Source organism: Dinoroseobacter sp. PD6, assembly GCF_028807315.1.
Taxonomy (GTDB): Bacteria; Pseudomonadota; Alphaproteobacteria; order Rhodobacterales; family Rhodobacteraceae; genus Dinoroseobacter; species Dinoroseobacter shibae.
This window is the reverse complement of sequence record NZ_JARAMN010000012.1, coordinates 92315-116449: the sequence shown is the minus strand read 5'-3', so window position 1 is coordinate 116449 and position 24135 is coordinate 92315. Positions and strand designations below refer to the sequence as shown.

Below are 24135 nucleotides of genomic sequence, written 5' to 3'. Positions count from 1 at the left end.
CGAAGGTGTCGCAGGCATCCTTGAGGATGACCCGGAAGGTGCCGCCAAGACCCGAGGGCACCTCGTAGGTTCCGCCGATGAGATAGTCCGAGGCCCGGCGCACGAAGACGCGGATGCTGTGGCCATCGGTAGCGAGCCGGATGGCCCCCCGCCCCCGGTCGATGAGCACCTGCACATCATCGAGGATGTCAGTGTAGAACTGACCGGTCAGATCGCGAAACGCCATGCGGCGCTGCGCCATCCAGTCGCTGTCTCGAAACGGGTTCATGCCGTCGGCGAAGGCGAAGGAGGGATCGGCCTGCTCGGTGGTGACGATGCGGGTGGTCGTGCCGTCGATGCCGTTCGAGCGCAGATGCACACCATTGCCGACGATGAGGATCAGGGCGGGCCTGTCCACGGGCCCGTTCCAGTTGGGCAGGAAGGTCTTGCAGGCGCGCGCATGAGCGATCTGCGCCGCAACGGCGGAGGCAGAGAACTTGAGAATAGCCATGGGGATGTCTTTCCGTTCGGTTTGGAAGGATCGACCCGCGCAGGCATTGCGCCTCGCGCGGGTCGCTTGATGCGTCAGGCCGCTTGCGCGACTTCGCTGTCAGGGACGGGGGTTTCCGCAGTGGGCGCCGTGTCATCACAGGCGAAACCGGCGGTTTGCATCATCGGCGGGCACCAGGCGGCCACGGCGGCGCGCTGCGCGTCCGTAAGCGTGGCGAAGGGCTCGGCGAAGAGCTTGTCGCAGAAGGCGACGATCTCCTTCTTGCTCGAAGAGGCCAGCGTCACCGCCTCCTGGGCGAGACCCAGATCTTCGCCGAGGATCTTCAGGAGCCAAGCCTTCTTGAAGCGATTGAACAGCGCCGCATTCGGCGTCCAATACGCGCGAATGTCGGGCATGATCTCGATCTCGAACGCATGCATCAGGCTGTCACGCTGCCGGTCCCGGGCAAAACAGGACTGCGTGGTGCTGGCCGTCGCATAAGCCACAAGCTTGGCCTTCTCACCCGCTTCGAGCGCGCGAAACGCCGCGAACTGATCCGCGGGCGGGCGGGTGTCATCGAGCCACGAGAGGTCAAGCGCATCATGCGCCACCGCCGCCTGCTCAAGCGAGGTGCCATCGATCTCGTCCATCTTGGCGTGGCTGCGGTATTCCTTGCGAGCCTCTACCTTGATCGCCTGCGTGACGCTCATGCCGCGACCCAGAACGTCGCTCACCAGCTTGAAGAGCGTCAGATCGAGCGTGGCCTCCGGATGCAGCGCCATCGCGGCGCCAAGGGCCATTGCCCGCTCGGTCTTGAGGTCCTCGGACAGCGAGGCCGGGTAGGTGATCTCGCCGGGGTCCGGGGCCTCCTCGCCCGTTCGGTTGCTTGAAGAGCCACGCCCGCCCTCCTCTTTCGCGGTGTCCTCCGGGCGAACGAGGCCAACATGGAGCGTAGTCTGACCACCCTGCCACGACGCGATCACTCCAGATCGCGCCAGGTCCTCGGCGCTGTAGGCCTCCTGCAGATCGCGCGCTTCCTCTTCCAAGGTGTCCACGCGCTCGTAAAGGGCGTTGTAGGCGTCGTCTTCGAGCCCCTCGTCCTCCATTTCGAGCTGCAATTTCTCGAGTTCGACGGTGATCTCATCGATGCGCTTCTGGGCGGTCTCATCCGGCTCGATCGGGCCGGGATAGACGCGGCCATAGTCGGCCATGGCCGCGTAATCATAGCGGACCATCGCATCGGCCCAGGCAAAGCCCAGCCTCATGCGGGCCTCCTCGGCGGCAGCCGTGAGTTTCTCGAGCAGGATGGTCTCGACCAGTGCGGCATCCTCGAGCACCGAATGCTCTTCCAGAAGGTCCGCCGCGATCGCCCCGCCGCGTGCCTCGTAGTCCGCGCGCACGAAGGCGCCGATAGCGTCGCTGACCTGCACGCCACGGGATTTGAGCGCCTGGCGCACCGTATAGGCGTGCAGATAACCGCCGTCTTTCGTGAGGGACCCGAAGACCTCGCGCTGCACGTCCTGGCTCGGATGCTCGGCGAAGGCCTTCATCGTGTCGAGCGTGATCGTCTTGGCTCGGGCCGCCGCGCGGATGTCGGGGTGGATCAGGCCATAGCGCAACCGGCCTTTCACGGCGGCCACCGTCGTGCCGAATGTCTTGGCGATCGTTTCGGGCGTCTGTCCATCGACCTCCATCATCCGGGCGAAAGCCTCGAACTCGTCGATAGCGTTCATCGGGGCTTGCGTGATGTTCTCGGCGAGCGACAGGGCCGTGGTGACGTCGCAATCCTCGGGCACGAGGCGGCAGTCGACCTTGGTTTTCGTGGTGAAGCCTTTGGCGGCCTTGTCGACGACCAGATCCTTCAGGGCAGCGTGACGGCGCCCGCCGGCGAGTACGGCATATTTGCCGTCGATCTTCTGGACGAGGAGCGGCTGGAGGAGACCCAGCACCGCGATGCTGGCCTTCAGATGCGCGATGTTCTCGGGGTCATATGTTTCCGGCGAGTTGCTCCGCACATTGGCGGGATGTGCAGTCAGATCGCCGATGGCGACAGAAACGGGTTTGAAACTTGCGGTCATGGGATATCCTTCTCGATGGATTTGGAGCGGCCCGCGCGTTTATGCGCGTGACCAATCCCCGGCTTCGGGGATCACCACGACAAAAGGCCCGCTTTGCCTTTTTGGGGGCAGCGGGCCTTCATCGCTTGAGGTATCAGGTTTGGAGGTGCCCCCTGCCCTACCAGTCGCGCGCCAGCATGATGGTCAGCACGCGCATGGTGGTGGCGGGATTGTCCGGGGCCTCGGCCCCGTAGCGGAAGTCGGAATCCGCCTCGTAGAGATCGATTTTCCAGAACACGGTCTCGCCCCGGATCTGGACTGCGCCGAAATCGTGCCATCCTTCGGGGTCATTCTCCGGCTCGAATGTGGCAAACTCACCGGTTGCCTTCACCGCCTCGGCCATGAAGCCGTCATCGGCCTCCATGAGCGAGCGGGTGACATGCATGCGGCCCTGGATGGGCTGCGCGGGCGGCACACCGAGACAGGCGAGCTTGCGGAACGCATCGTTTTGGGCAGCGATCACGGTCGGATCCGGACGGTCTGTCTGGGATTGAGCGGTGATGGTCATAGGGCTCTCCTTTGAGAAGTTGAAACACCCATCTCAAAGCCCGCTTTTTCTTTTCCGCGGGGCGGAGGAACCGAAGCAGAAGGTGCCCTACCCGAACAGCCCCTTGGGTCTGTAATTCGGGTTGGGGATGGTCTCGACCCAGCCACCGCGTTCCTTGATGGTCTCGAGCGCTGCCGAGAGTGGATAGGCGCTCTCGGATGGGCTCCACCAATAGGCACCGCGTTTGAAGGTGATGATCTTGCGGCGGCCATCTTCAAAGCAGGCCACTCGCAGCGTCTTGGGCTCCTTGCGTGACATGGGCGTCTCCGTTCTCCCTGTGGTCAGGCAGCCTCGGCGCTGCGCGCTGCCCTACCCGCCTCCGACCGTGCGATCAGGTAGTCGCAGGCGCGCTGCGCGTCAGCGGCGTGTTTGAAGATGGCGCCCTTGTCCGAGCGCAGAACGCGCAGCCAATTGTAGAGATACGCCGCGTTCATCTCGAGCGTATGGGCCGTAAAGCCGAGCGTCTGGCCAAGGAACACCGAGGTCAGCTCGGCGACGATCTCTTCGCGGGCATAGGCCGTGTTGCCGAAGCGCGAGAGGCCGTAATCGCGGTTCAGCCGGTGCCGTGCCTTGGTGGCATGGGCGAGCTCATGCGCCCAGACCCCGTAGAAATTCCGCGGGTTCTCGAAACGCGCGATCGACGGCATGAAGACCTTGTCCACGGGCGGCAGGTAGTAGGCTTCCGTCCCCGTGAAGACGGTCGTGATGTCGATGGCGTCGAAAAACGCCTGCATGTGCGGGATGGGCTCGGACGGCGGATGTTCAGGCACTGGCTCGGGGTCTGGATAGAAGCTCTCGGGCAGGCCCTCGATCTGGCAGGCATTGAACACGCGGTAGGATTTCTGGAAGCGGAAGATGCGGGCCTCCTCGGACCGATCATCGCTCTCCTCCTGATCATCCTCGCCGCCGGCGTCTTTCCGGCTTTGGCCGTAGTAGACAACGACAGAGGACTTCTCGCCCTTGCGAACCTTTGCATCCAAAGCATTGGGCTGCGGAAGCGTCATCCAGAAGGGCGAGCTGTGGCCCGCCATCACGGTGCGCATGGTCAGCAGGAAGTTGTTCACGCCCTGGTAGGGTTCACCGCCCACGCGCAGGGGGCGAGAACTGCCTCCTGCCGTCCAGGGCTTGCGCCACGGCAGAACGCCGCGCTCGATGATGCGGATGATTTCGTTTGTGATGACCTCGGAGGCATCGAATTTGGGCGTGCGGGATCGGGCCATGGCTGGCCTCCTTTCGAGTGTTGATGAGAGGGAGTGGTGACTAGGTTGACCGACAGGGGCGCGGATCGTTGGTGATGCTTGCGCCGAGCTCTTCGACCATGTCGATGTAGGTGGACAGCGTGACAGACCTGCCGACACCCGAATGCTCAGGGTTGACCGATCCGTCCCGCCTCACCTGCGGCAGGTTCGCGAAGGCGAAGACATCGGTGATGGGCCGGATATCGATGAGGGGCGTCCCTCGTGCGACCGCAAGCACGGCTAGGGGGAAGCGCTCGATAGGCGCGAGAGTCGACACGGTGGTCCAACCGAGATGGAGGAATGTCCCGCCGTCTCCGCAGATCACATGCGCATTTGGCAATGACGCGGCCTGCTTGAGATAGCCGAGATCGCGGAGAACGGCTGTCCGCTCGAGCTGCCGTGCCAGATCCTTCTCGCCGGTTCGGCGCAGCTCTCTATGTCGCCACCAAGAGGCTGCGGTTGCGCGGAGCACGCGCAAGACACCTGTTTGCATGGGAATGCCCTTCATCAGGAACGGCAGACCGGAACCCGGCCCGGACCCATCTGAGGGACCCCAAAGGCCCTCATCCGTCAGTCACAGAACCCGAAGAGCACTTTTACTTTTCGTTGACCAAACCCATGAAACACCTAACCGCCACCGAACTGCACTGGTACGAAGGGATCAGAACTTCCACAGGGCCCATCGGCTAGACCTGTGGCGGTTTCTTCTTCACGAGATAGCCCAAACCGCTCATTCGGCCCGCACCTGCCAACTTCTTTGCAAAGCGTGCTGATGCTTTGGCTTCCCGCCGATGTAGCGGATCGGCACCCTGGAAAGGGAAACCATGTCGATGATGGCTATTACACGCATGATTTCTCATCGCGAACACTAAAAAATACAATAACCTATTGTTATTAAATCGTTTTCATCCACCGGATGGATCAGATCATTCCGCAGCCAACATCAAAGCGCTCTTTTGAAGAATTCGGGTGTCATGAAATCAAGAGATTGAGTTGCACCCGCTGTTCTGCGATTTCCTTGTCGTCTACTACGACTAAATCAGCGGAACGCGGGACTGCGGGCAATCAGCTGGTGCGCTCGAGGAACCGATTGCCTCGCTGGCCATGTCGCCATTATCGAAGTGACTGAGAAGTTACCGACTTCCCTTCCCCGCGCGCGGGAATTCGAGGATCGAGTCCTTGGTCAAACGGTTTTGGCAACCATCGATCGTCTGCTCCTTGTGCGCTACGGCCCTTAGCCACGATACCATGCAACAGACATCCACAACGGACCTCTCAGGCATTGGCACCGATGAAGGCCAAGCGAATATCCGAGGCCAGGATCCAAATCGCTACCAGCAGGCGCCGGATAGAGTAGAGCCAATTGTTGAGGGTATTTATCATCAGATCACAGACATCGAACAGGGCAGGGCCGCGGAGGCGCGCAACTGCTAGGTTGGCTGCAGCGCAACGCTCTGTGTGTTCTTCGCTAGCCGCCTTTGCGCTACTAGCCGCGATGGTCACCAGCTGAGGTTTTACCATGATGATCGGGATGCCTTCGTCATCCGATCTTCGCCGAGACGAAGGCGAAAGCCACTTTCACGATCTCAAATACCGCCACACCTCATCCCCTAACTTTTCTCTCTCGAACACCGTTTGTCTGCCGAGAGCCAACTTAACAGCTGTTAAGTTATGCCATGCCAGCCGCACGCGATTGGAGTTTAACAGCTGTTAAGCCGCGTTCCGCCGGCCAATCAATGCCATGACCATTGGGCCACAAGAAAACTCGCCTGCCGCAGCTTTGGCAGTCAGAGCTCGCAAGTATCCACCGGGTGATCTTATGTCAGCGAAGCGTTCCAGCATGGCAGCAACGACGATCGACGCTTGCTCCGGACCCATGAACCGCTGTGCTTCTTCCCATGCAGACGCACTGATGCCCATGGCTGGGCGCACATGGCACGCCGCATCGAAAAGCTGATGCCAATGCCGGAGCTCACCTTGGTAGAAGGTCTTGAGCGAGGGACATGCCGCGATCACTAGGTGGAGCGGGATCTTTGGTAGGTGTCTTGTGTCCTGTTCATCGACGTCAGCCACAAGCTCATCCGTGTCCACATCTGGCACACCCGCCACCACCTCGCTTTTTTCTAAAGCAGGTTCAAGATCTATAGATTCTTTATTTGAATTATGATGGTGACGCTCAGATTGGGCATCATTGGTGTTCATTTCTTCTGTTTCAGGGCCATCAATGACGTTGCGTGCCTGGTCGAGAAGGGCTTCAAGATCGGCTCGATAGGCCGCGAGGTCCTCAATTGAAAGCTTGCGGCGAAGTGCGCGAGATGTGAGGACCGCCTTGTCACGAAGTTGATCCCAGAGGCCAAGGCCTGGCTGCATTTCGCCTCCGTACTCCGCGAGGGCCGCGAGATCGCGTCGCATGAGGCTTACGACCTCTCTCAGGCGCCTGATGCGCTCCTCAGCTTCACGTACAGCCTCTGCGGCCCGTGCGATCTCCTCGGACTGACAGTAGAGCGGGGAAAGATCAAAGCCAAAGGCAACGCGGTCTTCGCCGTGCTTGCGGACGTAGCGCTTACCATTGGGGCTATCACGCCGCTGGAGCAAGCCAGCCTCGACCAGACGCGCGAGGTGACGACGCATCGTGGAGCAGGGCATACCATTCAGGCGCTCACAGATCGCCTTGTTCGAGGGGAAGACGACCATCTCGGCGTTCCCGCCAAGCGCATCGTCTGGAAAGAAGCTGAGGAGCCCCTGCAAAACAGTCAGATCACGTTCCGAGACCCCAAAGGCCGTTTGCGCCTTGGAGAGCTCGCGCAGGAGTTCCCACTTGTTAACGGGTCTGGCTGGAACAGATGCCTCGGGTCGCTCGATCACGCGCAAATGGGCGTGCGAAATCGGCCGCATAAACGGCGAGATTGGTGTGTACTCCATGAAAATGTCCACGAAGACAAAAATTCTAGGGCCCGCGAATCGCTTTGCGCTTGCGGGGTAGGGGCCAGAACGCTACATTCAGAAGTGCGAAAACTGAGATTTTGTAGCGGGCTGATCCCGGTGCGAAACCTTACAAAGGTCTCGTGAAGCTAGCTTCTCGGGGCCTTTTTCTTTTTGCCTGTATCGTGCCTCCTTCTTGTTGGTTGCTCTTCCTCAGTCTCCTGAACGCTTCCAGCGCTCATGAAGCTCGGTAATCAGCTTTGGGGCGTTGCCCTCCAACCAGCTGATAAAATCAGGTTCATCCGTAGTTAGATCAAGTTTGAGCTGCTTGCCTTGGCGGCCGGTCTTGACCGTCGCAGCTCCAACACCGGGGATCGCCAAAGCAGGCATTCCTTTTTTAGACGGGCTTGCTTTCTTCTCTGCGCTCTTCGCAGCTGCCAGAACTGCGAGAAACGCACGCTCAGAAACCTCATCGACCGAGCCGAAACTTTCGGACTTGGCTGCATGAGCTATGGCTAGCAGTTGGTCCCGATCACCGTCGTAGGCAGCCAAAGCCTTTTTGAGCTCTTCCCATCTCGGGCGACCAATCCCAGGAGCTGCACCAATTGCCTGGACGAGATCCTCGCCGACTGTCCGAACGACACTCAAGAGCTGTGAAACCCCAGCTTCGTGGAGGTTAAGGACTTCGGCGACACCACGATTGGTGCGCTCAGCCCCTTCCAAATGGTCACCGTCTAGAAGCGCCGTCGCTACAAGCGCACGTTCAATGAAGCTCAGATCACGACGCTCTTGGTTCTCGAGAAGCTGATCTCGAAGCGCTTGATCACCTTCAACCTCCGTGACGATGGCTCGAACTTTGATACCGAGTTCGCGACATGCTTCCAAGCGTCTGCGGCCATAGATCAGGTTGTAGCGATCGCCTTCCAGTGGGCGGACCAAGACAGGCACACGCTGACCGTTCTTGGAAATAGAGTTCTTCAGGCCCTCAACTTCAATCTGAAGCCTGTCATCCAACCGTCCTTCGGTAACAATCTGCGCCGGATCGATCTCAAAAACACCGCCACGCAGTCGGCGCCCTTCAAGAGCGTCAGGAGCGTTGCGAAGGGTCTGCAGCGGCAGGCCAAGTTTAGGCTTTCTTGCCATTCCGCCCCCATGTGTTCTGGATGATTTCAGCGATCTCATCGTTCACTGCGTTCATAGATTCGATCGCACGATCAAACGTCTGACGCGTGAAGTCCTTCTTGTCAGCTTCGTAGAGCGTTTGCTTGGTCAAGCCGGCATCAGAAATTGCGGTCGACTCAACCATGTGATTGGTCAGGACCGACCTCCCAAAGAGCCCGCGAATGAAGGCGATGACTTCGGTCTGTGGTGCGTCGCCGACTTTGTATCGCGTTGGCAAGAAGCGCAGCCAATCGAACCGCAGGTTGGCGCCTGCATCGCGGATCACGCCCAACAGGTCGGCCGTCATCCGCAGGAACTGCGACATGGACATGAGGTCGAGCATCTGCGGGTGGACCGTAACCAAGACCCCTGAGGACGCGGATAGGGCAGACATGGTCAGGAAGCCAAGCTGCGGCGGACAGTCGATCACAACAACGTCGTAGTTCGCTTCAACACTATCGAGTGCGTCATGAACTCTCGCGAAGAACGCCTTCGCTCCGCCTCGCTGAATTGCAGCAGGCGTCTCGTGCTCGAACTCCATGAGTTCAAGGTTGCCCGGGATAAGATCAAGGCCGCGGATGTAAGTCTTGCGGATCACTTCGGCGATCGGAACCGGATCGTCATAGCGAACGGCATCATAGAGGGTTCCGCCCTCCATGAGGTCAAGTTCTGGCTGGATTCCGTGAAGAGCCGAAAGAGATGCTTGGGGGTCGAGATCGATCGCAAGAACCCTGTACCCCTTGAGCGCCAAGCGCTGAGCGAGGTGAGCAGACGTCGTCGTTTTGCCGGACCCGCCCTTGAAGTTCACCACTGAAATGACTTGAAGCTCGTCACCGTCGCGACGTCCAGGCACGTAAGTTCCAGCCTTTTTTGCGTTTCCTTCAAGCGTCTGCCGGATTTCCCAGATATCGTCGAGCGTATAGCGGCGATGACTTCCAGCCGTCGTCTCGACGTCAACGATCTTTCCTTCTCGATGAAGCTTCCGAAGATAGGTATGGTCGACGCCAAGGAGCTCAGCAGCTTCGCCGCTGGTCAAAGTGCGCATCACCTTCTTAGCATCTGGTGGGAAATGTGCAGCGCGCTGAGCATGCAGGTTCGACGCGAGAAGTTCCGCGTAGTGCCCGATGGCGATATCTAGATCCTGTTCTGCTTCGCTCATGTCTGCCCCGATCCGTGGGCGCGTTTTTTATGTGACCGCGCGTTATTTTTCGAGACTATTGCCCGAGCAGCCAGATTCGTGCAAGCACTTTCTAGATTTAGTGGCAATCCGTTAGGCCAACACAAGTGTCGTGTTCAGAGGAGTCCCAACTTTTCCGCACGCTCAAGCAGCATTTTGACCGAAGACGGCTGCCAGCTAGTGCGCCCTCGGGGGGTGCGCTCACGCATCGATTCCAGCCGGTCGCAGATCGCCTGCAGTGTTATTTCGGGGTCCGAGCCTTTGATGGCAGCCACGATAGCCGGCAGGCGGTCATCGGTTTCGCGGCGTCCGGCGCGGCCAAGCACTGCATCTGGTAGAAACCCGTCGCGGACATAGGCTTTCACAGCACGGAGTAGGCGGCTTTGGGTCCAGTGCCGGTCGTGGGGCAGGGGGCCATTAATGATTCGCAAAACATCTTCCCAGGCCATTTCCGGCCGCAGGCGTCGCACGTGGGGCACCCAGTCCTGCGCGGTTTCGTTCAGGCGCTCCATGTAGCCGTCCTGTCGTGCCAGCCGCACCTTGCGCAGCGCGGCGGGGTCTTTGGTGCGAAGCCCAGGATTGCCGCCAACGCGGCCCTTGGCGCGCGCAGAGACAAGCCCGGCCTTCGTGCGCTCACGTATCAGCGCGCGTTCGAACTCCGCCGCCGCGCCCAGAACCTGCAATGTGAATTTTCCTTGAGGGGAGGCGGTGTCGATTGGATCCTGCAGCGAGCGGAAGAAGGCTCCCTTGGCCTCCAGACGCTCGATCACCTCCAGTAAGTGCGACAGAGACCGCGCAAGCCGATCAATTCGCACGACAACCAGTGTGTCGCCGCTCTGGACGCGTTCGAGCACGCGTGCCAGCACCGGTCGCGCGCGATTGCCGCCCGAGGCGTGCTCTTCAAAGATCTCGACGCAACCCTCAGTTTGCAGGGCCTCAGACTGGGGCAGGGGGGTTTGATCCTCTGTGGAAACACGGGCGTAGCCTATCAGCGGCATGAAAACGGGCCGTTTGCAATTTAAGACACCGCCATTAAACGACCGTTTGTAAACAAATGCAAGTAGGTGCTCTCTCGTCGTGCTCGTCCAAAAACCTTTGGTTTCCTTGCGCTGAAAGCGATCTGAGAGGTTTCACCTGCAGTCGCGCGCTCGTACTATATAAAGGGCGCAGGCAGCGGCCACGAAAACGCCTGGGCAATGTGCAAAAAATCAGTATTTTGCACACATGGTGACGCAAGCCTCTTCTTTGACTGATGATTACGACGACCCCCTTATCACCATCGAGGAGGATGAAGAGGCTCACGAAGACGATCTCTGGTTTCTACCTAGGTCACTTGAAGAAGAACCGGATGATTTGCCTCCAGGGCCACGGGCGGAACCGCCCGACACTGCTGTCGTCGAAGACTGGGCAAAAGCAGAAGGCGTTCACGCTGCGCGACTGGCAAGAGTGGCTGGACGCCTGGGAGCTCTGGATGACCGGCTGCTGCGTGGCCCGGAAGGCTGGCGGCATCGCCTCGCTCTTATCGAGGCAGCGGATCTCAGCTGGTTCGCAGGGGATCGGGTGAGTTCTGATCGTCTGGCGCTCTGGATATCGATGCGGCTGTCAGGTGCACAGGATGACCCAAATGCACTGGCAAGAGTTGGATGGGCTGTTCGGCGCCTAACAGGCGGTCCTGGACCGAAAGCTGACTTGGCCGCCTTCCTGGATCGCCGCGATCCCGAGAACATTGAAGACAGCGCTGAGCGTTTCGAGGATCGCGCGGGTGGGTGGCTGGACGTCATGGCAGCCGCAAAGGGTCTCCACCCGATCACGCGGGCGTGCATGGGGTATCACCTGTGGAGCTTGGCGGGCCTCGGACGCCACGGCGACCAGATCGAAGCTGCCGTCACCGCGTCCAGGATCGCGACCAGCGATGGAAGCGGTGCCATCTTCGCGCCGCTCGCTATGGCCGGGGCCGGGGGGCTGCGCGTTTCGGGCTTGCCACCCGAGCGTTTGGCCCGCTGGTTGGATGGGATGAACAGCGCAATTCTAACGGCGATGCGAACACTTGATGATATTGAAGTGTGGATCGGGCGGGCAGAAAACGTCATGGCGCAATTATCTGGCCGCACGCCGGTTGCCTTGCGAAAGGTTTTCACGGAATGGCCCTTGGTCTCCGCCCCGATGGCTGAGGCCATGACCGGAGCCAGCCGCGCCGCCGTTCAGCGCAATCTCGCATGGATGGAGGCAAGCGGTTTGATCCGCGAGGTGACGGGGCACGGGAGGTATCGCATGTGGAAAGCTGACCTAATATAGGTCATTTGTCGAGGCTGACACCGGCTTGACCTGGCACGCTTTAGTGCCGCCCCAGATGATCGTTTAAGCCACTTTCCGTTCGAATGCGACAAGGCTTTTCCAGCCCAAAGCGTTCGTTAGCCATTCGTCTCACGTTTTTGTGACAATTGATCGCTTGAAGCTCCAGTGGGTGAAGGTTGTAACGGGGCGAAATAACGGAATGAGAGCCGGAGCCAGAGATGGCATCGTAGCATTTGCGAGTGGCGTAAGTTCCCTGTGCCGTGACGTTCCCGATCTCATGGTCGCGATATCGAAGCCGCTGTGCCTAAATTTCCAGACAATCTGCGACTTAACGAATTGTCGCTGCGCAACTTCGGACCAGGTATCGTGCGAGCAGTTTTCTCCTCCCTAGCAAACTGGAAACTGCAAGGATCGCATGTTTACTTACGAAAATTTGCCCTTGAACCTCTAGCCACTAGAAGTCCTATCTGTTCAAGGAGAACACATACCGTTCTTGCCATCAATCGCCGGTGAGAACCGAAAGGGTACGAAATGCTGACAAGACGACACTTCATTCAGACAACAACGGCGCTTTTTTCGGTGACCGGTCCCGGTATGGCTTTTGCCGACACTTGGCCCACCGAGGCTCAGAAGGCTGAATGGGACGCACAGGTGACGCCTCAGGGTTATGTTGCCGAGACTTCCAACCCATGGGGATTGCACCTGCGGTTCCTGCCGCAACGAGTCGTCGCGAAGGACGGTCTCGTGCCGGGAGATATCCATGTCGATGCGGTCGCGCGATATCTCTACCACATTGAAGAGGGTGGAACCGCGATGCGCTACGGCGTGGCGATCGCGCGGGGCAACCTCTACGAGCCAGGTGTCTATACCATCAAGCGCAAGGTCAGGTGGCCGCACTGGACGCCAACACAAAACATGATCGAACGCGATCCCGTGAACGCACAATGGGCCGATGGGATGGAACCAGGGCCGGAAAACGCTCTCGGATCACGGGCACTCTATCTCTATGTCGGGGATCGCGACACCTATCTCCGGATCCACGGCACACCCTACCCGAGAAGCATCGGCGGTCGCGCGAGTTCAGGCTGCGTGCGGATGGTCATGGCCCACATCAACGATCTCTATCCGAATGTAGAACTCGGCTCTACAGCTCACCTGTATTCGGCAGAGGACAGCGTCACAGCCCGCAGCTGAGGGAGCGCTCGGTCGGCCAACGTGCCTGCGGTCCGTCGATCGATCTCAGGTTGGGCGCGCGGCGCAGATCGGGTTGCCGTTCGCTGTTCGCAGAGGGAGCAAGGTCACCTCCACCGGGCCGCTGTGCTCGTACCAATAGCAGCCGTCTTCCGGCCTGAGGCGGGCGGTCGATATATTCTGATCGGGCGCCGCCATTGCCACCACGCTCTCAGGCACATTCCCGATCGCATTCGCCGGGTCGCTACTGCCACTTGGAGCAATGGCGCATCCAGCGAGGAGCGACAGCGCCGTCGCAACCATCATTTTTTGCTTCAGCATCGAACCCCGCATCGAGCTTCCTTTCGTTTCTGGTTTTCCTTCGATCGGTTCTCATGCCTCAAGGGGTGAACGAGCCGGTCATCAAACCGTGTAGCAATAAAACAATCTGAAATACCACCGTATTTTGCTCTTGAAGCTCTAGCCACTGTAGGGGCTATGTCATGGTAAAGCACCCGAATCCAGAGGTCCATTCATGCCGTCCGACACCCATCGTCACGACCACGATCACGCCGAAGATGCCCAGACAAGCGGCGGCAGCTGCTGCGGGGTCGCCGGAACGTGCGGCGACATCGTTCCGGCGACCCCCGCGCCAGCGGGCGGGCGCAGTTTTCAGGTGTCCGGCCTCGATTGCGCCGAGGAGGTAGCAATCCTAAACAAGGTGGTCGGCCCGAAGATCGGCGGGGCCGAACATCTTGCGTTCGACGTGATCAATGGACGGATGACTATCCTCGACAGCGCCAAGAGTGTATCGGACGGCGAAATTGCAGAACTGGTCGCAAGCACCGGCATGACCGCCAAGCCCTGGGATGCCGAAAACGCGTCGGTCGACCAGGCGGCCCATCTTGCACGCCAGCGGCTGTTTACGGCGCTCAGTGGTGGCTTCTGGGCCGCGGGATTTCTGTGGCACATCATCGAGACCGGCATGGGGGGGGCACTCGGCCTCTTCGCAGGGCACGGCGAAGCGCCGATGCCACTGGTCGAGGCAGGGTTATTCGCGGTTGCGATCCTGTTCGGTGTTTGGCTCGTGGCGCCCAAGGCATGGTCGTCCGCACGGCGGCTGTCGCCCGACATGAACCTGCTCATGGTCGTCGCAGTCGCGGGTGCAATTGGCCTCGGCGAATTTTTCGAGGCGGCGACGGTTGCGTTCTTCTTCTCGCTCTCGCTTTTCCTCGAAAGCTGGAGCGTCGGGCGTGCGAGGAATGCGGTTTCAGCTCTGCTGGACCTGGCGCCGCCGACGGCAAGAATTCTTTATGATGACGGTTCGGAAGCGGACGTACCGGCTTCCGCGGTTGCTATCAACGTACGTTTCGTCGTGCGCGGCGGAGACCGCATCCCATTGGATGGTGAGGTTGTCGATGGGGCAGGGGCCGTCGATCAGGCGCCAATCACCGGAGAGAGTGCGCTGGTCCCAAAGGAACGGGGCGACGAAGTCTATGCCGGTACGATCAACGGCGAAGGCACACTGACGGTGCGCGCTACGAAGGCCGCCTCGGATACCGTGTTGGCCAGGATCATCCGCATGGTCGGTGACGCCCATGCCCGCCGCGCGCCGGTGGAGCAGTGGGTGGCGAAGTTCGCCCGCATCTACACGCCTATCGTCATGGCTCTCGCCATTGCAATTGCCCTGCTGCCGCCGCTCATTTTCGGTGGGGCCTGGGATTATTGGTTCTACAATGCACTCGTGCTGCTGGTGATCGCCTGCCCGTGTGCTCTGGTCATCTCGACACCGGTCTCCATCGTCGCCGCACTCGCCGCCTCAGCGCGGGCTGGGGTGCTGATCAAGGGCGGTGCATATGTTGAGGCACCGGGCAAGACCACTGCACTGGCCATGGACAAGACCGGCACGATCACCATGGGCGAGCCGGAGGTGGCGGCGGTGCATCCGCTGGGCAAAGCATCGGCGCAAGATCTGATGACCCTCGCCGCTGGGCTGGAGGCACGTTCCTCGCATCCCTTGGCGCGCGCCATTCTCGCGCGGGCAGAAGCCGACGGCATCAATGTGTCCGCCGCGCAAGATACCCGAACCGTTCCAGGTAGGGGACTTGAAGGACGCACAGACGGCCGGTCGATCTGGCTAGGGTCCGACCGGTTTGCCGAGGAGAAGGGTTTCGGCGACGCCATTCCGAAGGATCTGCGCGACCGCATCGAAGGGGCCGGCAGCACCCTTGTTGCCGTGGGCGACGACACCGGCGTCACCGGCATCCTGGAATTGCGCGACCGTATCCGCCCCGATGCCAAGGGCATCGTGGCACAGCTCCACGCGCAGGGCGTGAAGACCATCGTTATGCTGACGGGCGACAACGAGCGGACAGCGCGCGCTGTTGCAGCCGAGGTCGGCATCGACGAGGTCCGTGCCGAGCTTCTGCCCGAAGACAAGGTGACAGCCATCGAAGAACTGGTCGAAACGCATGACATGGTGGCCATGATCGGCGACGGGGTCAACGACGCCCCGGCCATGGCGCGCGCGCATTACGCCATCGCAATGGGTGCCGTTGGTTCGGACGCGGCAATCGAGACGGCGGATATTGCCCTGATGACAGACGACCTCGGGAAGGTGCCTTGGCTGATCGGTCATTCGCGCCGGACAATGTCGATTATCCATCAGAACATCGGTATTTCCTTGGCGACCAAGGGCGTCTTCGTTGTCGCTACCGCTTTCGGAGTGGCATCGATGTGGGGCGCTATTGCAGCCGATGTAGGAGTGTCATTGCTGGTGGTGGCCAACGCCCTGCGCCTGCTGAACAGCCAAAAGGCCAAGGCGCCGCCGTCCGGCGGTGAGCAGGTTGGCCCACAGATGGCAAAGGCCGCGCTTGCCCACGGACATTGATCACGCTGCATTTGCAAAGTAACGTGATGTCCATATCAGACCTCACCAAAGAGGCATCGAGCAGTGAAGACCATCCGATTTCCCCGCCGCGCCGTCCTGTTGGGCGGGCTGGCAGCGTTTCTGTCCGGGTGTGCCAGCAAGTTCCGCAGCTATGGCGGACCCGAGGTGACCCGTGTTCGGCTTTACAAGGGACAGCGCTTGCTTGTTCTCGACGGAGCCGATCGCGTATTGCAAACCTATCCGGTCGGGCTGGGTTTCGCTCCTGAGGGTCACAAGCAATTCGAGGGAGACGGCCGGACCCCGGAGGGCACCTACATTGTCGATAAGCGCAACCCTGAAAGTACGTATCATCTTTCAGTTGGCATCTCTTATCCGAACGAGGCCGACATCGCCTTTGCCGAAGCGCAGGGCCTTTCCCCCGGCGGCGACATCTTCATCCATGGTGGCCCACGCCCCGGCATCGACCCGACAAATGTCCGCGACTGGACAGCTGGCTGCATCGCGGTCACGGATCGGGAGATCGAAGACATCTATGCAATGGTGAAGGACGGGACACCTATCCACATCTTTGCATGACGGTCTTTCTCATGCGGCGGTAGTGAGCCGTCGCATTGGCGCCATTGCCCAGCTCCACGAAGCCAAGATGAGCGCCAACAGCATCCAGTCCCCGAAGCTCGCGTAGAGTGTCGGCGGTCGCGCGGAGGGCAGGCTAGCGTCGATGATGCCCGTTTCGCCGGTATCGAGCCGCGCAACGATCTCTCCGCTCGCGTCGATGACCGCAGAGATGCCCGTATTCGCGGCTCGGATGACTGGAAGGCCTTCCTCTACGGCGCGCGTACGTGCGGAAGCCAGATGCTGCTCGGGTCCGATGCTGGTGCCAAACCAGGCATCGTTTGTCGCGTTGAAAATCCAGTCCGGCCGGAACAGGTCGTCGACCACATGCCCTGGGAAGATGATCTCATAGCAGATCGCCACGGCGACCAGCGGCACACCCGGAAGCGCAAGCGTTCTCGGGCCCGGTCCGGGCGTAAAATCGCCCAGGCCCGCCGTGAGCCGCTCGATGGGCAACCAGCCACGGAATGGCACATATTCGCCGAAGGGTACGAGATGGTGTTTCGCGTATCCGGTCAGGATTCTGCCGGTCGCGCCAAAAGCCTGGACCGTGTTGAAATATCGGGTGCCATCGTCGCTCGGTACACGGTCCGGCACCCCGGTGAGCAGCACGCTGCCTTCCGTTAGCGCAGCGGCAATGCGGGCCTGCGCCTCCGTATCCTCATCGAGGAAACCCGGAAAGGCGGTTTCCGGCCAGAGAAGAACGTCGAAATCGCCGCGCCGGGTTGAAAGCTCAAGATAGCGCGCGAATGTCGCCTCGCGATTCTCGGGCGCCCATTTCTCCTCTTGTGGAATGTTGCCTTGGACAATGCGCAGGTCGACAGTGGGTGGCTGTTGTGCATCCGACTGGAGGCGAAGCGTGCCGACAGCCCACATCGTCGCGATGCCGGCCAGCGCCATGAGCGAAACGGTCAATCGTTGCCGCCCGGACACCATGACAGCCGCGCCGGGGAGTACCGCAACGAACACGGTGAGAAAGCTTAACCCATAGCTTCCGACCCAGGCGGCGGGCTGGCGAAGAGCGGCGTAATCGACCAGAGCGTAGCTGGCGAGGTTCCACGGAAATCCTGTCAAAACGTGACCTCGCAACCACTCGGCAGCGGTCCAGGAGGTCGCGAACAGGAGGCAAGCCAAGAGACTACCCAGGGCTCCGCGCCGCGCGATTTCGGCGAAAAGCGCGGCGGCAATGGCCGGGAAAATCGCGAGACCTGCGGACAATCCCGCGACGGCCGGGATCGCCATCGCCCCGAACCGCTCGGCCTCGACGTAGAAACTCTCTGCAATCCACGAAATCCCGAAACCGAACTGGCCGAGACCAAACGCCCAGCCGACGAGGAAAGCGCGCCCGAAGGAGAGATCGCGAAGCCCGACAAACAACGCGGAATAGGCAACGGGAACGAGCAGGAGAATCGAAAGAGGCGGGAAAGTCAGAACGGTCAGCGCCCCGGCGGCGAAACCAAGCGTCATCCGCGAAAGAAAACGGTGGCGCAGAGCGATGCGGTTTAGAATTTCCGGCTTCACGACTTGATCGAACGCCGCGCGCTGATCCATGGCGCGGCGAGCAAGAGCCCCACGCCACTGACGACAAATACGTCGGCCAAGTTGAAGGCAGGCCAATGTGTTGTGCCAATGTAGAAATCGAGAAAGTCTGTTACAGCCCGATACCGCACACGATCGATGACATTGCCCAGGGCTCCGCCAATGATCGCGCCATAGGCAAGTGTTTCGACCGCATTTTCGGCGCGAAACAGCATAACCCCTAGCCAAACACAGATGGCAAGAGCGAGAGCGATTAGGCTCCACCACGGACTGCCGCCCAGCATCCCGAAAGTCACGCCGTCATTACGATAAAAGACGAGGTTGAATCCCGGAAACACGGAAATCCCAGCGCTAATAGTGACGGCATTCGCAACGACAATGGCTTTGGTGATCTGATCGATCGCGAACGCAGCAAGCGCTGCAAATATGCCGATCATCGGAGATACTTTGTATGATGACATTGCCTCATCCCAACCAGACATCGAGAAACAGCATTAGAACGAGCCCGACAGCGAGACCGAGCGTTGCCCTGTTCTGATGGCCGCTGCGATGGGTTTCGGGGATGATTTCGTGGCTGATGACGTAGAGCATTGCGCCCGCGGCAAAGGCCAGTCCCCATGGCAGCAGCGGTTCCGACAGTGTGATGATCCCGGCCCCGAGCAGGCCGCCAATCGGCTCGACCATGCCCGTCAGCGCCGCAATGCCCCAGGCGCGCAGCTTCGGATATCCCTCGCCCAGCAGAGATACAGCGACGGCCAATCCTTCGGGCGCATTCTGAAGCCCGATGCCGATGGCGAGCGGTAGGCCGCCTTCCATACCTCCGGATCCGAAGCCGACCCCCACGGCAAGGCCTTCGGGGAAGTTGTGGATCGTGATCGCAATGATGAACAACCAGACCCGCCGCAAAGACGCCGCTTCCGGCCCTTCGCGTCCCGTCTTGAAGTGCTCGTGCGGCAGCTTTTCGTTCATCAGGGCGACAGCCCCCATGCCCAGAAGAATCGAAACGCATACGATGGCCGCAGGCATCGCGCCGTTCTCGAACATCGGTTCTGCCGCATCCAATGCCGGGATGATCAGCGAAAAGAAAGAAGCGGCGAGCATCACACCGGCAGCGAAGCCGAGCGACAGATCGCGTGTGGCCCGAGACGGGATGCGCCCGAACAGCACGGGAACTGCTCCGACTGCTGTGAGCGATCCGGCGGCAAGACTTCCGAGAAAGCCGAGCACTATCGGAGACAGATTTTCCATGGGCGGGCCAGATTATCCTTCGGCGTAGCTCGAAAAGACTTCCGTCGACCCGTCCTTGCGGATGAGGAAGACATCATAGGCCTCGCGGTCGTCTTCTGGCCCCATGCCGGGCGAGCCATAGGGCATCCCCGGAACAGCGAGGCCGACGGCGTCCGGGCGCTCCTCGAGAATGCGGCGGATGTCAGCGGCTGGGACATGGCCTTCGATCACGTAGCCATCAATGAGCGCGGTGTGGCAGGAGACCATGCGCTGCGGCACGCCGTTGTCGAGCTTGAAGCGAACCAGCAACCCACCGAACATGTTCTCGCCCGTCGGCGCAAACCCGTTTTCTTCGAGATGGTTCATCCACGAGAGGCAGCAGCCGCAACCGTTCGTCTTGCGGACGTCGATCGCCGTTGCCTCTGCGAGGGCCTGTGCCGCCGGGAACAGGGCGAGCGTGATGGCAAGAGCTTGGGTCATACGTTTCATGGGTCAGAGCCTTTCGGTTGTCGTTTTGGCAATCTCGCTGCCGAGGTTTTCATTCAGAAGCGCCCGCGCCTCGGCCAGACGCGAGAGCGCGGCGGCATCATCCGCATCGCTCTCGGCCGCTTCGGCGAGCCGGTCGTCAGAGAGCGGGTCAGTCGGGCGCCCATCCACGAGCACCTCATAGTGCAGGTTCGGACCTGTCGCCGTGCCAGTCGCGCCGACGCGGCCGATCACGTCTCCCGCCGCAACGCGTTGGCCTTGTGCCAAGTCTTCCGGCACGGCGCTCAGATGCGCGTAGCGCGTCATGGTGTCGGAGCCGTGCAAGATTTCGACCACGCGACCATATCCGCCGCGCCAGCCGATGAAATTGACCCGCCCCGGTGCCGTCGCTTGAACCGGTGTCCCACGTGCCGCTGCAAAATCGACGCCGGTGTGCATCCGGACGTTGCCAAAGACCGGATGCGTGCGGCGCCCGAACACCGAGCTGAGGCGCGCACCCTCGACCGGCTGTGCGAAGACGCGCAGCACCTCGCCATCGACGTAGATCGTCGCCTGACCGCTGCCGTCGTCAGGCCATACGATCTCGTAGAGCGAACCGCCGATCTCCAGTGCGGCGAAGGCGAGTTCGGGCTGTCCGATCCTGTCCTCGCCGACCCGCGCCTCACGCCAGAGAAGCCTTAGTGTTTCGCCGCCGGCCATCTCGCGGCGGAAATCCACGGTCCCACCCAGCATCTGCGCAAGGTCCACGGAAAAACGGGCGGGTATGCCGGCTTCGTCGAGTGCCGCGAAGATCGAGCTGTCGATCATGGCTTCGCCGGCAAGGGTTACGATTTCCGGATCCGGAGCCACGACCTGCGTGGACATCTGCTCGCCGAAAACCACCTCGATCCGAACCCCGTCCTCGACGGCGAGTGAGACGGTGCGGGGGCTGCCGTCCACGGTCGAAGCGACAGTGACCGAGTGCCCCGGCCGCAGCCGTCGCAGATCGTATTCCGCACCAAGCGCGAGGGCAACTTCGGCTCTGTCAGGTGCCGCAAGACCGGCCTCTGACAGCAAGAAATCGAGCGTTTCGCCCGGAGCAATGTCGCGCGACCACGTCGACAGGGGTGGCTCGATCGCTTGCACCGGCCTGTCGGCAACAGCGACCTGCAGAAGGGGCAGCGGGCTGAGATTGTGTGCATCGTCTGCCCATGCCGCCGCGGGCAGCGTCACGGGAATGTCAACGTTCTGGGGGACTTCAGGACGTTGTGGCATCCAGCTACTTGCCTGGGCAAGTTCCGGCGGCACGGGTTCTTTCGACATGAAATCAGAGATGGCGATAGCCGCTCCCGAAACCGTCCCCGCAATTGCGACACAAGCCGCCAAAGTTCTGAGCCTCATGTCGCCCCCTCCATTTCTTTTTCCAGCGCGCGGCGGATCTTCGGCACCGCGAACTCTCTGGGTTCGTGATAGTCGATCATGGTGACGAACCGCCCAGAGGCTGCGAACAGGAAGACGCTCGCGGTGTGGTTCATCGTGTAATCGCCGCTCTCCGTCGGCACCCGCTCGTAGGTGGCACGGAAGCCGTCCGCGACGCGCGCTATCTGCTCCTCGGGCCCCGTCCAGCCGCGGATCGCCGGATGGAAGTAGCCGACATATTCGGCCATCGTTTCGACAGTGTCGCGCTCGGGATCGACCGTGATGAAAGCCACGTTCATCTCGTGGGCCTCGTCTCCCAGATCGTCGAGCCATCCCGAAATGTCAGAGAGCGTGGTCGGGCAGACATCGGGGCAGTAGGTGAAGCCGAAGAACGCCATCGTCGGGCGGCCGATCAGGGTTTCTGGCCCGACCGCGTTGCCCTCATGATCCGTCAGACGGAAATCCATCTCGGTCAGAGCCACAGGCCGCTGCCCGACAGGTTCGGGTCCACCGGGTCCATCGACCTGCCACCAACCGACGAAGAGCATCAGGGCGACCGCCCCGACACCAGCCGCGCCGTACCCCAGGATCGCTCGTCGCCGCATCAGTCCTCTGGCCCCCGCGCGGCGATTCCGAGGATCGGCACCTCGACCGTCATTTCGCCTCCGTCGTCGAAAAGCAGGGTCAGCGGAAAGGTGTCCCCTTCCGTCATCGGTTCTTGTAGCCGCATCAGCATTGCGTGCAGGCCCCCCGGTTCGAGCGCGACGCTCTCGCCCGGGGCGATCGCGATCTCCCCCGCCGGGCTCATGGAACTCACACCTTCGGCATTTGTCTTCGTCTCGTGAATTTCGGGCATCATCGCGAGCGGTGTTGTAAGACCGATCAGCGTCACAGGCTCGTCGCCAGTGTTGCGGATCTTCATGTAGGCGGCCCCGGGACGGTTCATCCCGATGGAGGCGCGGGACCACGCGTTCTCGACGACAACATCCTCGGGTCCGGCCAGCGCGGGCACCGAGAGCCCTCCAAGGGTCAAAAGCGCGGCCAGTGTGCTGGTCAAAATATACTTTTTCATCGTTCTGATCCTGCCTTTTCCATTCAGCTTTGCGCGGCAGCGACTTCGGCAGCCACCAGACGACGCAATTCTGCCTCTCCGAATGGATCGAGCGGCTTGCCGTTCACGAAGAATGTGGGCGTCTGGCGAATTCCCACGGTCTCGACGTCGGCACGATCCTGATTCAGGATCGCCACGACATCGGGCGCCAGCATTTGCGTGCGCGCGGCCTCGGCATCGAGTCCGGCCGTGGTGGCGATCTGAAGGATCAGGCCAGGCGCCGGGGCACCGTGCGAAGCCCATCTCGGCTGTTCCCGCAGAACGGCCTCAAGCACCGGCACGTAAACGTCCTGCATGCGCGCCGCCTCGAGCACGCGGATCGCTTCCTCGGATGCCGCGCCGTGGAAGGGCGTGTAGCGGATCACGACGCGGACAGCATCCCCATGCTCGGCCATGATGTCCTTCACGATGGGATGAAAGGCGCGACAGGCCTCGCAGGCCGGATCGAAGAATTCGACGATCGTGACGGGCGCCTCCGCAGGTCCGAGGATGGGCGAGTAGGGGCGGATCATCGCCTCAGCAAGTTCCGGAGCAACAGGCTCCGCTTCGGCCACCGGGCCGGGGCGGGTTGCAAACCAGGTGGCTCCGCCGAAACCGGCGACGCCGAGGGCGAGAACGGACAGGATCAGGCCGCGTCGGTTCATGTTCGTGTGTCCTTCAATGAAAGGGCCGACAGCGCCCCGATCAGCGCGAAGGCGGCGAGCGCCATCAGCGGGATAGGGATGCCGAAGACCAGTTGGTTGTCATCGGTGCAAGAGGGGCCGGTGGCCGTGCAGGGCTGGATGCGTTCGGGAACAAGACCGACGTACAGCCCCATGTGCCACAGGGCGATTGCGCCGCCGCCAAGCGCCAATGCGATGCCGTAGCGCCCCACGCGGCCGTCCCGCCACCAAAGGCCGAGCCCGAGGACAATGGCCAAGGGGAACATGAAGGCGCGCTGGAACCAGCATAGCACACAGGGCGTCTGCCCCAGCACCTCGCCGATGAAAAGCACGGCAAGCGAGGCGACGAGCGCGATGATCCACGCCAGCCCGAGGGCTGTTTCTCCGGACATACGGATCATGTCGGTCAGATCCTCTCTTCCAGATCGGCGAGGATCTCTTCGGCGGAGGTGCCGTAGGGCCACGAGTCGGCGAAGCCCGCGTCGGGATCGAAGAGGAACAGATGCGACGTGTGGCCCATCGTGTAACCATCCGGCGCCGCAGCCTCTTCGACGCGTTCGAAGAAGATCGGAAAGGTCTCGGATGTAGCGGCGATCTGTTCCGGCGTGCCGGTCAGCCCGATGATGCCCGCATCGAACAGCGGGACGTATTCGGCGAGTGCTGCGGGCGTGTCTCGTTCAGGGTCGATTGTTATGAAAATCGGCTGGACCTTGGCGGCATCGTCGCCCAGACTGTCCATCACCGCCGCGACCTCGGATAGGGTCGTCGGGCAGACGTCGGGGCAGTTGGTAAAGCCGAAAAAAACCAGCATCCAGCGCCCCGCAAAGTCCTCCTCGGTTCGAACCATACCCTGGTGGTCCGTCAGTTCGAACTCAGCGAAAAAAGGCGGTTCGGCGTCGGTTCGGGCGCTATCGGCACGATAATCGGACCATAGCAAAAGCCATACGAAGGCAAGCGCTGCCACGCCTGCCAAAACCCAAAGAAACTTCTGTGCCGATGTAAGGGACAATCCTGTTCGCCTGATTTTGATTCTTATTGCCTGTGCGGATACATCCTCTAGCTGCTAGAGGTTCAAGCACGAAATCATGGTATAGCTTGAACTCACGCGTCTGTG

Annotated in this window: 25 protein-coding genes; 4 read left to right on the top strand and 21 right to left on the bottom strand. The window is 61.0% G+C overall.

Going from position 1 to position 24135, the window contains the following annotated elements; all coding sequences use genetic code 11:
• The 10 genes from PVW48_RS17785 to PVW48_RS17740 all read right to left on the bottom strand — a co-directional run.
• On the bottom strand, positions 1-490 hold a 490-nt coding region (locus PVW48_RS17785), incomplete at its 3' end, for a regulator (protein WP_274582289.1).
• 74 nt (positions 491-564) lie between these two features.
• Positions 565-2547 carry a ParB/RepB/Spo0J family partition protein gene (locus tag PVW48_RS17780; protein ID WP_274582288.1) on the bottom strand — a complete coding sequence of 661 codons (1983 nt, stop codon included), beginning with the start codon at positions 2545-2547 and terminating at the stop codon, positions 565-567.
• Between the two features lie 157 nt (positions 2548-2704).
• Positions 2705-3094 carry a DUF3768 domain-containing protein gene (locus PVW48_RS17775; RefSeq protein WP_274582287.1) on the bottom strand — a complete coding sequence of 130 codons (390 nt, stop codon included), beginning with the start codon at positions 3092-3094 and terminating at the stop codon, positions 2705-2707.
• A gap of 87 nt (positions 3095-3181) precedes the next feature.
• Positions 3182-3391, bottom strand: coding sequence for a DUF6330 family protein (locus PVW48_RS17770; protein ID WP_274582286.1), 210 nt, complete (start codon positions 3389-3391; stop codon positions 3182-3184).
• 23 nt (positions 3392-3414) lie between these two features.
• The gene (locus tag PVW48_RS17765; protein ID WP_274582285.1) at positions 3415-4353 is read right to left on the bottom strand and encodes an ArdC family protein; all 939 of its coding nucleotides are present in this window, start codon (positions 4351-4353) and stop codon (positions 3415-3417) included.
• A 40-nt stretch (positions 4354-4393) separates the two neighbouring features.
• On the bottom strand, positions 4394-4879 hold the full coding sequence (locus PVW48_RS17760) for a hypothetical protein (protein WP_274582284.1): 486 nt from the start codon (positions 4877-4879) through the stop codon (positions 4394-4396).
• Between the two features lie 1202 nt (positions 4880-6081).
• A complete protein-coding gene (gene repC, locus PVW48_RS17755; RefSeq protein WP_274582283.1) occupies positions 6082-7293 on the bottom strand; it encodes a plasmid replication protein RepC in 1212 nt (403 codons plus the stop codon).
• A gap of 213 nt (positions 7294-7506) precedes the next feature.
• Complete coding sequence (repB, locus tag PVW48_RS17750) at positions 7507-8436, bottom strand: plasmid partitioning protein RepB (protein WP_274582282.1); 930 nt, start codon at positions 8434-8436, stop codon at positions 7507-7509.
• On the bottom strand, positions 8420-9613 hold the full coding sequence (gene repA / locus PVW48_RS17745; protein WP_274582281.1) for a plasmid partitioning protein RepA: 1194 nt from the start codon (positions 9611-9613) through the stop codon (positions 8420-8422). Before repA ends, repB begins: the two co-directional genes overlap by 17 nt.
• A gap of 134 nt (positions 9614-9747) precedes the next feature.
• Positions 9748-10629, bottom strand: coding sequence for a recombinase family protein (locus PVW48_RS17740; RefSeq protein ID WP_274582280.1), 882 nt, complete (start codon positions 10627-10629; stop codon positions 9748-9750).
• A gap of 226 nt (positions 10630-10855) precedes the next feature.
• On the opposite strand from PVW48_RS17740, the gene PVW48_RS17735 reads away from it, so the two are divergent.
• A complete protein-coding gene (locus tag PVW48_RS17735; protein WP_093454918.1) occupies positions 10856-11926 on the top strand; it encodes a hypothetical protein in 1071 nt (356 codons plus the stop codon).
• A gap of 531 nt (positions 11927-12457) precedes the next feature.
• Complete coding sequence (locus PVW48_RS17725) at positions 12458-13120, top strand: L,D-transpeptidase (protein ID WP_093454917.1); 663 nt, start codon at positions 12458-12460, stop codon at positions 13118-13120.
• A 45-nt stretch (positions 13121-13165) separates the two neighbouring features.
• Here the strand turns inward: PVW48_RS17725 and PVW48_RS17720 are convergent, their stop codons facing one another.
• Positions 13166-13450 (bottom strand): hypothetical protein, encoded by a 285-nt coding sequence (locus tag PVW48_RS17720; protein ID WP_093454916.1) that lies wholly within the window; start codon positions 13448-13450, stop codon positions 13166-13168.
• Positions 13451-13631: 181 nt separating this feature from the next.
• Between PVW48_RS17720 and PVW48_RS17715 the strand changes: the two genes are divergently transcribed.
• Complete coding sequence (locus PVW48_RS17715; protein WP_274582279.1) at positions 13632-15986, top strand: heavy metal translocating P-type ATPase; 2355 nt, start codon at positions 13632-13634, stop codon at positions 15984-15986.
• 63 nt (positions 15987-16049) lie between these two features.
• Positions 16050-16562: a L,D-transpeptidase family protein gene (locus PVW48_RS17710; RefSeq protein WP_274582278.1), complete on the top strand. Its 513-nt coding sequence runs from the start codon at positions 16050-16052 to the stop codon at positions 16560-16562.
• Positions 16563-16571: 9 nt separating this feature from the next.
• On the opposite strand, the gene lnt is transcribed toward PVW48_RS17710, so the two are convergent.
• The 10 genes from lnt to PVW48_RS17660 are packed head-to-tail and all read right to left on the bottom strand — an operon-like array spanning position 16572 to position 23994.
• On the bottom strand, positions 16572-18149 hold the full coding sequence (lnt, locus tag PVW48_RS17705; RefSeq protein WP_274582277.1) for an apolipoprotein N-acyltransferase: 1578 nt from the start codon (positions 18147-18149) through the stop codon (positions 16572-16574).
• Positions 18116-18574: a signal peptidase II gene (lspA, locus tag PVW48_RS17700; protein ID WP_274582276.1), complete on the bottom strand. Its 459-nt coding sequence runs from the start codon at positions 18572-18574 to the stop codon at positions 18116-18118. The genes lnt and lspA overlap by 34 nt, the downstream gene beginning before the upstream one ends.
• Positions 18575-18602: 28 nt before the next feature.
• A complete protein-coding gene (locus PVW48_RS17695; RefSeq protein WP_274582275.1) occupies positions 18603-19385 on the bottom strand; it encodes a ZIP family metal transporter in 783 nt (260 codons plus the stop codon).
• Positions 19386-19397: 12 nt separating this feature from the next.
• Entirely contained in the window at positions 19398-19853 is a 456-nt protein-coding gene (locus PVW48_RS17690; RefSeq protein WP_274582274.1) for a DUF411 domain-containing protein, read from the bottom strand.
• Positions 19854-19856: 3 nt separating this feature from the next.
• Positions 19857-21230 (bottom strand): M23 family metallopeptidase, encoded by a 1374-nt coding sequence (locus PVW48_RS17685; protein ID WP_274582273.1) that lies wholly within the window; start codon positions 21228-21230, stop codon positions 19857-19859.
• Positions 21227-21853, bottom strand: coding sequence for an SCO family protein (locus PVW48_RS17680; RefSeq protein WP_274582272.1), 627 nt, complete (start codon positions 21851-21853; stop codon positions 21227-21229). The genes PVW48_RS17685 and PVW48_RS17680 overlap by 4 nt, the downstream gene beginning before the upstream one ends.
• A complete protein-coding gene (locus PVW48_RS17675; RefSeq protein WP_093454963.1) occupies positions 21853-22320 on the bottom strand; it encodes a copper chaperone PCu(A)C in 468 nt (155 codons plus the stop codon). The genes PVW48_RS17680 and PVW48_RS17675 overlap by 1 nt, the downstream gene beginning before the upstream one ends.
• Positions 22321-22343: 23 nt before the next feature.
• A complete protein-coding gene (locus PVW48_RS17670) occupies positions 22344-23003 on the bottom strand; it encodes a DsbA family protein (protein WP_093454962.1) in 660 nt (219 codons plus the stop codon).
• Positions 23000-23422: a disulfide bond formation protein B gene (locus PVW48_RS17665; RefSeq protein ID WP_093454961.1), complete on the bottom strand. Its 423-nt coding sequence runs from the start codon at positions 23420-23422 to the stop codon at positions 23000-23002. The genes PVW48_RS17670 and PVW48_RS17665 overlap by 4 nt, the downstream gene beginning before the upstream one ends.
• 5 nt (positions 23423-23427) lie before the next feature.
• Positions 23428-23994, bottom strand: coding sequence for an SCO family protein (locus tag PVW48_RS17660; protein ID WP_093454960.1), 567 nt, complete (start codon positions 23992-23994; stop codon positions 23428-23430).
• Positions 23995-24135: the final 141 nt, after the last annotated feature.

Excerpts from the sequence above, each read along its gene's own strand:
- PVW48_RS17780 (WP_274582288.1), bottom strand. The coding sequence starts at position 2,547 with ATGACCGCAAGTTTCAAACCCGTTTCTGTCGCCATCGGCGATCTGACT.
- PVW48_RS17775 (WP_274582287.1), bottom strand. The coding sequence starts at position 3,094 with ATGACCATCACCGCTCAATCCCAGACAGACCGTCCGGATCCGACCGTG.
- PVW48_RS17770 (WP_274582286.1), bottom strand. The coding sequence starts at position 3,391 with ATGTCACGCAAGGAGCCCAAGACGCTGCGAGTGGCCTGCTTTGAAGAT.
- PVW48_RS17765 (WP_274582285.1), bottom strand. The coding sequence starts at position 4,353 with ATGGCCCGATCCCGCACGCCCAAATTCGATGCCTCCGAGGTCATCACA.
- PVW48_RS17760 (WP_274582284.1), bottom strand. The coding sequence starts at position 4,879 with ATGAAGGGCATTCCCATGCAAACAGGTGTCTTGCGCGTGCTCCGCGCA.
- repC (WP_274582283.1), bottom strand. The coding sequence starts at position 7,293 with ATGGAGTACACACCAATCTCGCCGTTTATGCGGCCGATTTCGCACGCC.
- repB (WP_274582282.1), bottom strand. The coding sequence starts at position 8,436 with ATGGCAAGAAAGCCTAAACTTGGCCTGCCGCTGCAGACCCTTCGCAAC.
- repA (WP_274582281.1), bottom strand. The coding sequence starts at position 9,613 with ATGAGCGAAGCAGAACAGGATCTAGATATCGCCATCGGGCACTACGCG.
- PVW48_RS17740 (WP_274582280.1), bottom strand. The coding sequence starts at position 10,629 with ATGCCGCTGATAGGCTACGCCCGTGTTTCCACAGAGGATCAAACCCCC.
- PVW48_RS17735 (WP_093454918.1), top strand. The coding sequence starts at position 10,856 with ATGGTGACGCAAGCCTCTTCTTTGACTGATGATTACGACGACCCCCTT.
- PVW48_RS17725 (WP_093454917.1), top strand. The coding sequence starts at position 12,458 with ATGCTGACAAGACGACACTTCATTCAGACAACAACGGCGCTTTTTTCG.
- PVW48_RS17720 (WP_093454916.1), bottom strand. The coding sequence starts at position 13,450 with ATGCGGGGTTCGATGCTGAAGCAAAAAATGATGGTTGCGACGGCGCTG.
- PVW48_RS17715 (WP_274582279.1), top strand. The coding sequence starts at position 13,632 with ATGCCGTCCGACACCCATCGTCACGACCACGATCACGCCGAAGATGCC.
- lnt (WP_274582277.1), bottom strand. The coding sequence starts at position 18,149 with ATGGATCAGCGCGCGGCGTTCGATCAAGTCGTGAAGCCGGAAATTCTA.
- lspA (WP_274582276.1), bottom strand. The coding sequence starts at position 18,574 with ATGATCGGCATATTTGCAGCGCTTGCTGCGTTCGCGATCGATCAGATC.
- PVW48_RS17695 (WP_274582275.1), bottom strand. The coding sequence starts at position 19,385 with ATGGAAAATCTGTCTCCGATAGTGCTCGGCTTTCTCGGAAGTCTTGCC.
- PVW48_RS17690 (WP_274582274.1), bottom strand. The coding sequence starts at position 19,853 with ATGAAACGTATGACCCAAGCTCTTGCCATCACGCTCGCCCTGTTCCCG.
- PVW48_RS17685 (WP_274582273.1), bottom strand. The coding sequence starts at position 21,230 with ATGAGGCTCAGAACTTTGGCGGCTTGTGTCGCAATTGCGGGGACGGTT.
- PVW48_RS17680 (WP_274582272.1), bottom strand. The coding sequence starts at position 21,853 with ATGCGGCGACGAGCGATCCTGGGGTACGGCGCGGCTGGTGTCGGGGCG.
- PVW48_RS17675 (WP_093454963.1), bottom strand. The coding sequence starts at position 22,320 with ATGAAAAAGTATATTTTGACCAGCACACTGGCCGCGCTTTTGACCCTT.
- PVW48_RS17670 (WP_093454962.1), bottom strand. The coding sequence starts at position 23,003 with ATGAACCGACGCGGCCTGATCCTGTCCGTTCTCGCCCTCGGCGTCGCC.
- PVW48_RS17665 (WP_093454961.1), bottom strand. The coding sequence starts at position 23,422 with ATGATCCGTATGTCCGGAGAAACAGCCCTCGGGCTGGCGTGGATCATC.